Source organism: Dactylosporangium salmoneum, assembly GCF_039532525.1.
Classification (GTDB): domain Bacteria; phylum Actinomycetota; class Actinomycetes; order Mycobacteriales; family Micromonosporaceae; genus Dactylosporangium; species Dactylosporangium salmoneum.
This window is the reverse complement of record NZ_BAAARV010000074.1, coordinates 164,975-175,567: the sequence shown is the minus strand read 5'-3', so window position 1 is coordinate 175,567 and position 10,593 is coordinate 164,975. Positions and strand designations below refer to the sequence as shown.

General features: G+C 71.5%; 11 protein-coding genes. 8 read left to right on the top strand and 3 right to left on the bottom strand.

Annotation, left to right across the window (positions count from 1 at the left end; all coding sequences use genetic code 11):
* The first annotated feature begins 446 nt into the window (after window positions 1–446).
* From ABD352_RS38475 to ABD352_RS38440, 8 genes are all read left to right on the top strand, one after another.
* Window positions 447–1,016 (top strand): choice-of-anchor M domain-containing protein, encoded by a 570-nt coding sequence (locus ABD352_RS38475; protein ID WP_344617491.1) that lies wholly within the window; start codon window positions 447–449, stop codon window positions 1,014–1,016.
* Window positions 1,017–1,025: 9 nt separating this feature from the next.
* Window positions 1,026–1,700, top strand: a complete 675-nt coding sequence (locus tag ABD352_RS38470) for a choice-of-anchor M domain-containing protein (protein ID WP_344617490.1) — start codon at window positions 1,026–1,028, stop codon at window positions 1,698–1,700.
* Complete coding sequence (locus ABD352_RS38465) at window positions 1,700–3,259, top strand: anchored repeat ABC transporter, substrate-binding protein (protein ID WP_344617489.1); 1,560 nt, start codon at window positions 1,700–1,702, stop codon at window positions 3,257–3,259. The genes ABD352_RS38470 and ABD352_RS38465 overlap by 1 nt, the downstream gene beginning before the upstream one ends.
* A 32-nt stretch (window positions 3,260–3,291) precedes the next feature.
* Window positions 3,292–4,260, top strand: coding sequence for a choice-of-anchor M domain-containing protein (locus tag ABD352_RS38460; protein ID WP_344617488.1), 969 nt, complete (start codon window positions 3,292–3,294; stop codon window positions 4,258–4,260).
* Complete coding sequence (locus ABD352_RS38455; RefSeq protein ID WP_344617487.1) at window positions 4,257–5,006, top strand: anchored repeat-type ABC transporter ATP-binding subunit; 750 nt, start codon at window positions 4,257–4,259, stop codon at window positions 5,004–5,006. The genes ABD352_RS38460 and ABD352_RS38455 overlap by 4 nt, the downstream gene beginning before the upstream one ends.
* Window positions 5,007–5,009: 3 nt before the next feature.
* Window positions 5,010–5,870: an anchored repeat-type ABC transporter permease subunit gene (locus ABD352_RS38450; RefSeq protein ID WP_344617486.1), complete on the top strand. Its 861-nt coding sequence runs from the start codon at window positions 5,010–5,012 to the stop codon at window positions 5,868–5,870.
* A gap of 76 nt (window positions 5,871–5,946) precedes the next feature.
* The gene (locus tag ABD352_RS38445) at window positions 5,947–7,917 is read left to right on the top strand and encodes a TIGR03773 family transporter-associated surface protein (RefSeq protein WP_344617485.1); all 1,971 of its coding nucleotides are present in this window, start codon (window positions 5,947–5,949) and stop codon (window positions 7,915–7,917) included.
* Window positions 7,918–8,025: 108 nt separating this feature from the next.
* Entirely contained in the window at window positions 8,026–8,430 is a 405-nt protein-coding gene (locus tag ABD352_RS38440) for an NUDIX domain-containing protein (RefSeq protein ID WP_344617484.1), read from the top strand.
* A 290-nt stretch (window positions 8,431–8,720) separates the two neighbouring features.
* Here the strand turns inward: ABD352_RS38440 and ABD352_RS38435 are convergent, their stop codons facing one another.
* The 3 genes from ABD352_RS38435 to ABD352_RS38425 are packed head-to-tail and all read right to left on the bottom strand — an operon-like array spanning window position 8,721 to window position 10,588.
* Window positions 8,721–9,122 carry a Fur family transcriptional regulator gene (locus tag ABD352_RS38435; protein ID WP_344617483.1) on the bottom strand — a complete coding sequence of 134 codons (402 nt, stop codon included), beginning with the start codon at window positions 9,120–9,122 and terminating at the stop codon, window positions 8,721–8,723.
* 31 nt (window positions 9,123–9,153) lie between these two features.
* Window positions 9,154–10,206 (bottom strand): LLM class flavin-dependent oxidoreductase, encoded by a 1,053-nt coding sequence (locus ABD352_RS38430; protein WP_344617482.1) that lies wholly within the window; start codon window positions 10,204–10,206, stop codon window positions 9,154–9,156.
* Window positions 10,196–10,588, bottom strand: a complete 393-nt coding sequence (locus tag ABD352_RS38425; protein ID WP_344617481.1) for an SCO5389 family protein — start codon at window positions 10,586–10,588, stop codon at window positions 10,196–10,198. The genes ABD352_RS38430 and ABD352_RS38425 overlap by 11 nt, the downstream gene beginning before the upstream one ends.
* Window positions 10,589–10,593: the final 5 nt, after the last annotated feature.

Here is a 10,593-nt window from a genome sequence, read left to right as displayed (position 1 = left end):
CGTCGGGCCCCGGCGGCTTGGGCGATCGAGCCGATCCCGTAGCCGAACGCCCCGGCCACCGCGAATGCCAGCGCCATCACGGTCGTCAACGATATCCCGTTCCGTCCGCGGCCAGGCAGCGTACGGCGAACACGGTCGTCGGCTGGACAGCACGCCGGCGAGGGTCGCGCAGGCCGCGACCATGAGGCGTCCTCGGCCGGGCGCATTCATGTTCAATACGTGCCCGGCCGAGCTGCGGGTCGGATCGAATGTCGCCATGTAGATATGACACATCGACGCTTTGACAGCTTATCGAACATGATTACCATCTTCATTTAGCGCCAAGTGGTGCTGCTGACGATGGGAGCTTGTGTATGCGTTTCCGATCAGGGTTGCGAATGGCGGCATGCGCCACGGCCGCTACGGTCGCGGCGATCGCGGCGGCCGCACCGGCGCAGGCGTCGCCGGTGACAGTCATCTCCGAGGGCCACGTCGACGCGGTCGACGTCGGCTACGAGAACGGTCATCTGCAGATCGTGATCCACGACGAGCGCACCGAGCCCGGTGCGGAGCTCGACCCGGCACGCGTGGTGCTGGTGGCGAAGAAGGAGTCCGCGACGCAGGTGCCGAGCGACCCGGCATTCGGCTTCCTGGGTTCACCGGGCTCGACGGTCTACCTGCTGCCGGAGACCCAGGACGAGAACCTGCTCTGGCCGGGTCTGTCCACTGAGGACCTCGAGCCGGGCGTGTTCGTCAACGACGCGGTGACGATCCGGTTCAAGCAGTTCATCGGCCCCGACGGCGTCAGCCTGTTCACGTTCAACCCCGACGGCTCGCCGAACAAGCTGGTCGACAGCGAGGACGGCCTGCCCGACAACGTCACCCTGCTGACCGGCGCCCACATGCACGAGAACTGGGCGTTCGAGAAGGCCGGCACGTACCGCATCAAGGTCGACGCGACCGCGAAGCTCGCCTCCACCGGCGCGACGGTCACCTCGCCCGCGGTGTGGATCACCTTCTGCGTCAAGAACAAGTAAGGAACCCTGATGAGACTCGTACCCCGCATGTTCGCCGTGCTCACCGCGGCGACCCTCGGCGCCGTAGCGGCGGTGACGCTGCTGTCCGGCCCCGCCTCCGCCGCGACGATCACCACCGGCCACGTCGACGTCCTCGACGTCGACTACGAGGCCGGCGCCCTGTCGCTGAACATCAAGACCCACGCGCCGATCAGCCCGGAGACCGACGACCTGGACCCGGCCGGCACCGTCCTTCGGGTGCTGCCGTCATGGACGACGACGGTGCCCTCGGGCGCGGCGTGGTCGTGCCTCGGCCCGGCCGGATCGACCATGTACGTGGCACCGCAGGCGTATGACGCCAACAAGCTCTACGCCGGTTGGGACACCAACGACGTCGCCGCCGCGCAGGGCCCGATCAAGCTCGAACTCGTCAGCGTGGTCTCCAGCCCGGCCGGTGGGCGGTTCACGCTGTACACCACCGCGACCAGCGGCCTGTCCGTGGTGCCCACGTTCCGGCTCAACAGCAACACCGCGGCCGGCTGCAACGTGCCGGTGTGGCCGGGCGGCATCGGCGCCGCCACGCACGGCCACGGCAACTGGGCGTTCTCCCAGGCCGGCACCTACACGCTCACGTTCAAGGCCACGGCGCAGAACGGCGCCGGCGCCACCTCCGGCAACGTCGCCTACACCTTCCAGGTCGGCTGATGGGCGCCGCCGGGCGGCGGGCCCGCGTCCGCCGCGCGGCGGTGCTCGCCGTCATCGCCGCACTCCTGGCCGGCTGCGCGGCGAAACCGGTGCTGCGGGCGCACAGCGAACGGCTGCAGGTGGTGACCACGACCGGCCTGCTGCGCGACCTGGTCCGGCAGGTCGGCGGCGACCGGGTCGACGTCGTCTCGCTCGTGCCCGACGGCGGCGACCCGCACACCTACGAGCCGACCCTGCGCGACGCCCGCAACGTCGTCTACGCCGATGTCGCCTTCAGCAACTACGCGCTGCTGGAGGAGCACAACGTCATCAAGACCCTCGACGCCAACCTGCGCCAAGGCGCGACCAGCGTGTCGCTGGCCGAGGAGTCGGTGAAGTACGCCGCGGAGATCATCCCCCTGGTCGAGCACGCGAACCTCGACACGGTGTGGCTGGGCCTGCGGGTCCGCGGCGACGGCGCCGGGCTCGGGGCGACGCGTGCCTCCGACGTGCTCGTCTCCGCCACCACGATGACCGGACCGGGCCAGCTCTACGCCTACCTCACCGGCACCTTCGGTGACACCGACGTGTACGTCGACTCCTCCGACGGTTTTCGCGACGACACCGTGACGCTGCCGGCGGACGCGCACACCCATCTGTCGTGGGCGTTCACCAAACCGGGCATCTATCGGCTCACCCTGCAGGCGAAGCTGCGGATCACGGACACCGGCGAGCCGGCTCCGCTGGGGAAGACCACCTACACGTTCGCGGTCGGCGTCAACCCGGCGAGTGCCGGCATCGCGGGTGCGACCGTTCTGGACGAGGGCCACGCCGACCTGACCGTGGACGTGGACACGGGCCGGCTCGGGGTGCTCTACGACCCGACCGGCGGCGGCGAGCAGGCGCAGCGCTGGTACGCCGCCGACCAGGTCGTGATCGACGTGCCGGGCAAGGCGCTCGCCGAGATCCCGGCCGGCCCGCAGTTCCGGTTCCTCGGCCGGCCCGGGACGCCGGTGTACCAGCTGCCGCAGGCCGTGCTCGGCAAGCACGTGCACGGCGAGATCGACCCGCACCTGTGGCAGAACGTCCGCAACGGCATCGCCTACGTGAAGCTCATCCGCGACACCTTGATCGGCCGGGACCCCGCCGGCGCGCCCGCCTACCGGGCCAACGCCGAGCGCTACCTGACCGAGCTGCAGGCCACCGACGACTACGTCCGCCGGACCATCGCGGCCATTCCGAAGACGAACCGGTATCTCGTCACCACCCACGACGCCTTCGGCTACCTCGCCGCGGCCTACGACATCACGGTGGCCGGGTTCGTCACGCCGAACCCGTCGGCCGAGCCGTCGCTGGCCGACCGTCGCAAGCTCACCGAGACCATCCGCCAGCTGCGGGTCCGGGCGGTCTTCCTCGAACCGAACCTCAGGGCCCGCTCGTCCACGCTGACCCAGGTCGCCGCGGAGCAGGGCGTGCGGGTGTGCCCGATCTACGGCGACACCTTCACCGGCGCCGTGCGGACCTACGTACAGATGATGCGGTTCAACGCCGACTCACTGCTGACCTGCCTGGGCCGATGAGCCCCCGACCACTGTTGGAAAGACAGAAGACGATGTATCGGTACCGCACCGCCACCGCCGTTCTCGCCGCTGCCCTGGCGGTGGGCGTCAGCCCGCCCGGGGCCTGGGGGAGTCCGTCGGACGATCCGCAGCTGAGCCAGAGCCTCGACCCCAACCAGCAGATCGTGCACGGTCAACGGGTCCTGCAGACCGGCCACGTCGACATGGGACCACGGTTCGACAACGGACGCTGGCGGTTCCTCATCCACGACGACGCCCGCAAGGCCGACCCCGGCGCGGCCAGCGTGTGGCGCTACCCGGATGAGACCGTGCTGCAGGTGGCCGACGCGGCGAAGCTGCCGGTCCCCGCCGACCCCGCCTACGCGTTCATCGGCGTGGAGCCCGCGACGCCGGTGTGGGTCGTCCCGCAGACGCAGAACCCCGACGTCGTCTGGGTCGGCTGGAACACCCAGGACCCGCAGGTCATGCAGCGCATCGACCGCGGCGTCACACTGTCACTGACGGGCGTGCAAGGGCCCGGGATCGTCACCGTCTACCTGCACTCGGGCGACTTCGGCAAGCCGCAGATCCTGTGGGACTCGCGCAAGACCGACCCGCAGCCGTTGTGGGTGGACGTGAACACGCACACGCACGCGAACTGGGTGTTCACCAAGCCCGGCGTCTACCTGCTGCAGCTGCAGGCCAGGGCCCAGCTCCGCGACGGCACCGCAGCGATCGACACTCAGCTGGTCCGCTTCGCCGTCGGCACCGCGACACCGGCCGCCGACGCGCTCACCGCGACGTGGTCCGGTCCGGCGGCCGACGACACGTCAACACCGCCGGCGAGCCCCGCCCGTGTGGCTGCGAGCGCCGATCCAAGCGGGGCCGGCTCGGCACCCTGGCCTGTCGTCATCATCGCCATGGTCGCGGCCGCCGGGCTGACCGCCGGCATCGCGGTCGCGGCCCGGGCCCGGCGCGCCCGCCGCAGGGTCTTCGCCACCAGATCCGGATCCGGCCGATGAGCGCCGGCCTGGCCGTGGCCGGCTTGGACGTCGACCTGAGCCGCCGCCGAGTCCTGACGGCCGTCGACCTGCGCGTGGACCGCGGCGAACTGGTCGGCCTGCTCGGCCCCAACGGCGCCGGCAAGACGACGCTGCTGCGCACGGTGCTCGGCCTCGTCAGGCCGGCCGCCGGGCGGGTGACGCTCGACGGCACGGACGTGCGGGCCGCACGGGCCCGGATCGGGTACGTCCCCCAGCGCCACGAGTTCGCGTGGCAGTTTCCGATCTCGGTCGCCGATGCCGTCATGACGGGGCTGACCGGCCGCCTCGGCCTGCTACGACGCCCGGGCGAGACCGCCTGGCAGGCTGTCGCCGACGCGCTGGACCGGGTCCGGCTGACGGACCTGGCCGACCGGCCCATCGAACAGCTCTCCGGCGGCCAACGCCAGCGGATCCTGGTCGCCCGCGCGCTTGCGCTGCAGCCCGCAGTCCTGCTGCTCGACGAGCCCTTCACCGGGCTCGACATGCCGACCCAGGAACTGCTCGCCGAGCTCTTCACCGACCTGGCGCGGGAGGGCCGCGCCGTGCTCATGACCACCCACGACCTCGCCGGAGCGTTGTACACCTGCGATCGGGTCGCTCTGCTCAACCGCACCGTCATCGCCACCGGAACCCCCGCACTGCTGGCGGCCGACTCGGCGGCGTGGATGCGCACCTTCGACGTCTCCGAGAACAGTGCGCTGCTGCGAATCCTGAAGGCGGCCTGACCCGTGAACCCTGTCGAGTTCCTCACCGACCTGCTCAACCCGGACCTGGCGTTCCTGCCGAAGGCGCTGGCCATCGCCGTCATGTCCTCGATCGTCTGCGGCGTGGTCGGCTGCTACGTCGTGCTGCGGGGCATGGCGTTCATCGGCGACGCCGTCTCCCACGCGGTGTTTCCGGGCCTGGCCGTGGCGTTCGTCGTCTCCGGCAACCTCGTCCTCGGCGGCTCGATCGCCGGCATCCTCACCGCGATCCTGGTCGCGGTCTTCTCCCAGAACCGGCGCCTGCGCGAAGACACCCTCATCGGCGTGCTGTTCGTCGCGACGTTCGCCCTCGGCATCGTCATCATCTCCCAGGCACCCGGCTACGCCGGCTCCCTGCAACAGTTCCTGTTCGGCTCGATCACCGGCATCCCGACGTCCGACCTGTACGTCGTGGCGGGCACCGGCACCGCGGTCCTGGCCGTCATGTTCCTGTTCCACAAGGAGTTCGTCGCCATCTCCCTGGACCGGGAGAGCGCCCGCGCGATGGGCGTGCGCGTGTTCTGGCTCGACCTCGTGCTCTACGTCATCGTCACCCTGGCCGTCGTCATCAGCGTCCAGACCATCGGCAACATCCTCGTCCTGGCGCTGCTGGTCACGCCGGCGGCCACCGCCCGGCTCCTGACCGACCGTCTCGGCCGCATGATGGCCATCGCTCCCGGCATCGGTGCCGGCTCGGCCGTTGTCGGCCTGTACGTCTCCTGGTCCTGGGATCTCCCGACCGGCGGCACCATCGTGCTCGTCCTCACCGCGGTGTTCCTGACGGCATGGTTCGTCGCACCGGAGCGCGGGCTCCTCGCCCGGCGGCGGCGCGCGTCACTGCCGTGATGCAACAGCTTGATCGCTGAATGAAAACGAATGTCATCGCCGTTGATGCGATGCTCGACAATGAATGAGGTTCCTGATGCGAAGCGCGTTGCTGCGCCACCCCACGCCGCGCCGGCTGATCGCCGCCGGCGCCACCGTGGCCGCCCTGGTGTTCGCCGGTCTGTGGGCGCTCACCACGCCCGCGGCCGCGGCCGACCCACCGGTCAGCGGGCAGCGCCGGGTGCTCAACGACGTGCACACCGACGCGCTGGACGTGCGGTGGAGCGACGGGCAGATGCGGCTGCAGACCCGCATCGGGTACGAGCCGTTCGAGTACGAAGACCCGGCCCGGATCGTGTTCCAGCTCCGCGACACTCCGGACACGCAGGCCCAGGTGCCCGACGACCCCGCCTACGCCTTCCTCGGCCCGCCCGGCACCCCGGTGTGGCTGGCCCCGGAAACGCAGAACCCGGCCGTGATCTGGCCCGGCTTCGACACCGAGTCGATCGCGCCCGGCACGTTCGCCGGAGACACGGTCGACCTGCACCTGCGGGGCGTCAGCGGGCCGGGCACCCTCGAGGTGTTCTCGTTCAACCCGGACGGCACCCCGGCCCGGATCTTCTCGGCGACCGATCCCGCCTACACCTCCAAGACGCTGCAGACCGGCGTCCACGTGCACACCAACTGGTCGTTCACCGCGCTGGGCTGGTACACCCTCACCTTCGAGGCGACCGCCACCACCCCCGGCGGCGACAAGGTGAGCTCCGGCCCGGTCGCCTACACGTGGTACGTCGGCGGGGTCGCCGCGACCGACCTGGTCCCGATCGCCACCACGGCGAGTCTCACCGCGGCCCCGGACGGAGTCTCGGCCGGCGACCAGCTCACACTCACGACGCAGGTCACCCCGCCGGCCGCGAACGGCTGGGCGGAGTTCCTCGATGGCACCACCCCGCTCGGCACCGCCGACGTCGTCGACGGCACCGCGAGCCTCGTCACCTCCGCCCTCGCCGCGGGCGATCACACGCTGACGGCCCGCTTCGTCCCGCGGTTCGACAACCACTACGCCCCGGCGACGACGCCCGCCCTGCCGTTGACGATCGCCCCCGGATCCGGCACGTCACCGAGCACATCCCCGTCACCGAGCGCGTCCCTGTCGCCGTCGACGAGCCCGCCCGGGACCACGCCGCCGCCCACCGAGGGCACGACGACCGCGGTCCCCACGACCACCACCGGCGTCGGCACCCCGGCCCCGACCCGCACGACCTGTGTGCCGACGACGAGCACCACCACCGGCGGGGTGGTGCTCGACCAGGGCCACGTCGACTACGCCGCCCGCGTTGTCAACGGGCAGCTGGTGTCGCAGATCAAGGACGGCACGAAGGCCGGCTCGACCGTCTGGCGCAACCCCGCCGACGTGGTGTTCCACCTGACCGACCAGGCCGCCGCCAAGGTGCCCAGCGGGCCGTTCGACTTCATCGGCCCGGCGAACACCCCGATCTGGCAGATTCCGCAGACCCAGCAGCAGGGCGTGCTGTGGGCCGGCTGGAACACCGAGGAGGTCACCACCGCCCAGGTCACCGGCCCGATCACCTGGAAGCTCACCGGCGTGAACGGCCCCGGCGCCCTCTCCATCTTCGAGTACGACTCATTCGGCCAGCCAAAAGTCATCTTCAACAGCAAGGATGGCCTGCCCGACACCTACGCCATCCCGCTGGGCACCCACGCCCACGGAAACTGGGTCTTCACCGCCGCCGGCGCCTACCGGCTCACGTTCACCCAGAGTGCGACGCTCGCCTCCGGCAAGCAGTCGAGCACCACGCAGGTGGTCACGTTCGCGGTCGGCAACACCGACCCCAAGGCCCTGCTGCCGAAGCAGACCACCACGACCGGGTGCGGCGCGGGCGGTGGCCGACTGCCGACCACCGGCGTCTCGCTGCAGGGACCTCTCTACGGCGGCCTGTCCATGCTCGCCGCCGGCGTGGCGCTGGTGACGCTCGCCTCGATGCGCCGCCGGCCCGCAACGCCGCCCGCCACCCACGCGGCGGCACCGGGCGACGCGCCGGCCTGACCCAGACGTGGCCGGTGTGACCCTGGGCCGCGGGAAGCGTGAGAGCGGCCCTTCATCGCGGCAGTCGCGGACGTTCTTGGCCGGATGGTCGTGCCACAATCCTCAGCCATGCACGAGATCGTCACCGCAGCGCTGGTTCGCGAAGGTCGAGTCCTACTCGTCCACCGAAGTCCGAACCGCCGCGCTTACCCGGACGTGTGGGATCTGCCCGGCGGACACATCGAGCCAGGCGAGACAGAGCTGGCTGCGCTCGCCAGGGAGATTCATGAGGAACTGGGCGTGCGGATAGCAACAGGCTCGGCGACCCATCTGTGCCGGGTGGAGGCAGGCCGCGGCGAGGAGTCCGTGCGCTTCAGCGCCTGGCTTGTCGGCGAGTGGGAGGGGACACCGACAAACGTCGCTCCCGATGAACATGACGAGATCCGTTGGTTCCGTCCTGAGGAGGTGCCTCCGCTCGCCCACGAACTTGTGGGCCCGGCGGTGGTGGAAGCGATGCGGGGTGCCCACACCTGAACGTCAACGCGCCGTCATCGGCGGATCCGAACCCGCCGCGGCCCGCAAATACCACCCTGTGTAGTACCCGAGCGTCCCGAGCGTGACGCCGCCGCCCGCGGACTCCCAGCCGATCGCGCCGTCGGGCTGGCTGGCGATCCAGCACTGGCCCCGGCTGCGCAACTCGGTGCCGTCACCCGCTGCAGGGCGTCGTGCAGCCGCTGCGGTGTCCGAGGCCGATGGCCGGCAGCGGCGGATGCCGCACGGGGAGCACGACGACACGCCCCGCGTCAGCGCCTCCCGCGCCGCGGTCAGCGGCTGCAGCGTGAGCAGGTGCCGAAGATCTCCAGGGTGTGACCGATGTCGGTAAAGCCGTGTTCGGCCGCGATGCGCTCGGTCCAGCGTTCCACGGCCGGGCCGCGGACCTCGACGGTGGCGTTGCAGGAACGGCAGACGAGGTGATGGTGGTGGCTGGCGCCGCACCGGCGGTACAACTGCTCGCCGCCCGGCAGCCGGGTCGCGTCGACCTCACCGGCGTCCTGCAGCAGCTGCAGCGTCCGGTACACCGTGGTCAGGCCGACCTGCGCCCCGCGCTGACGCAGCAACGCGTGCAGCTGCTGCGGCGTGCGGAAGTCCGCGATCTCATCCAGGAGCGCGAGGACCTCTGAGCGCTGCCGGGTGTTGCGGGTCGCGCCGCTGATCATGTCATTCATGGCCACCCCAGCATATGTCGCGATGCGGGGTTCAGTGTAGGCGGCGCAGCGGTGCCAGGACCTCACGGCCGAGACGCTCGATGTTGGCGAGGGTCCGCCGCCGCTCGCCCGCACCTTCGACCATGAGCAGCAGCCGCCGCACCCCGGTGGTGCTGACGGTCGCGGCCAGCCGTCGCACGCAGCGCGCCGGCGGCCCGACCGGATGGATCGCGAGCAGGTGCTCCAGGTACGCGCCGGCATCGCGCCGTGGCGGTGCGGACCCGTCGATGCGCTCCGATCCGCCGGCGGCGGCCAGCCAGGCGGGCATCGTGCGGCGCAGTGCCGCCTCGGCCTCCTCGACGGTGTCGGCGACGAGGGCCAGGTGTGTCGAGGCGTGCCCGGCTCGCGGGGTGCCGGTGCCGGCCCTGGCGTACCCGTGCAGCATCGCGGCCTTTGCGGCGTCGTCGTCGTGCATGCCGAGCAGCAGCGGCAGGCCCCGGGCCGCGGCCAGCCCGACGGTCGATGATCCGGTGGCCGCCACCCACACCGGCAGCCCGCGCTCGGCGACCGGCACCATCGCGACCTCGCGGAACGGGAACCGGTGCCGGTCGCCGGCGACGGTGCCGGCGCCGGACAGCCCGGCCAGGAGCAGGTCGAGCGCGGCGGCGAACCCGTCGTGGCCGTAGCGGTCCAGGCCGGTGCCGAAGACCTCGAGGTCCACCCACGGGCCGCCGCGGGCGACGCCAAGGTCGAAGCGGCCGCCGGAGACGGCGTCGAGCAGGGCGGTCTCCTCGGCCAGGGCGATCGGATGCCGGTTGGGCAGGATGGCCGCCGCGGTGCCGACGCGCAGCCTGTCCGTACGCCCGAGCAGGTGCCCGGCCAGGACCACCGCCGACGGGCACGTCCCGTAGGCACTGAAGTGGTGTTCGGCCAGCCAGACGCCGTCGAAACCGGCCCGCTCCGCCGCCACGGCGTAGTCGACGGCGGCGCCGAGCGCCGCGGCGTGGGTGAGGCCGGGGAACAGGCCGGCGAGCAGGAACAGGTCGATCCGCAGCGCCGGGCCGGTCGGCACCGGCCCGGCGCCGCGGCGCGGTTCAGCAGTCACGCAGTTCCGGCGACTGGTTGAGCAGCTGCCCGCGCGGCGAGACGAAGGCACGGTGGCGCTCGCCGCCGACGGCCGACGGCGCGAACGCCGCGACCCGGTGGCAGTTCTGGAAGGCCAGGGTCACACCGAAGTGCCGCTCCAGGCCGCCCCGGATGGCGTCGCTGGCCAGCGCCCGCAGCAACTGGCCCCGCTCGGCCTCGGTCGGCGGCGGGACGCTGTGGTCGGCGAACTCGCCGCCCCCGGTGTGCAGGTCGGCGACGACGCCGCTGATGACCGTCCAGGCGTACGGCAGCGAGTCGCGCACGCAGGCGACGAACTCGGCGTCGTCGACCGGGCCGGCCTCGGCGCGCTCCAGCAGGGCGGTGGGGACGTCCAGGGACATGTGCT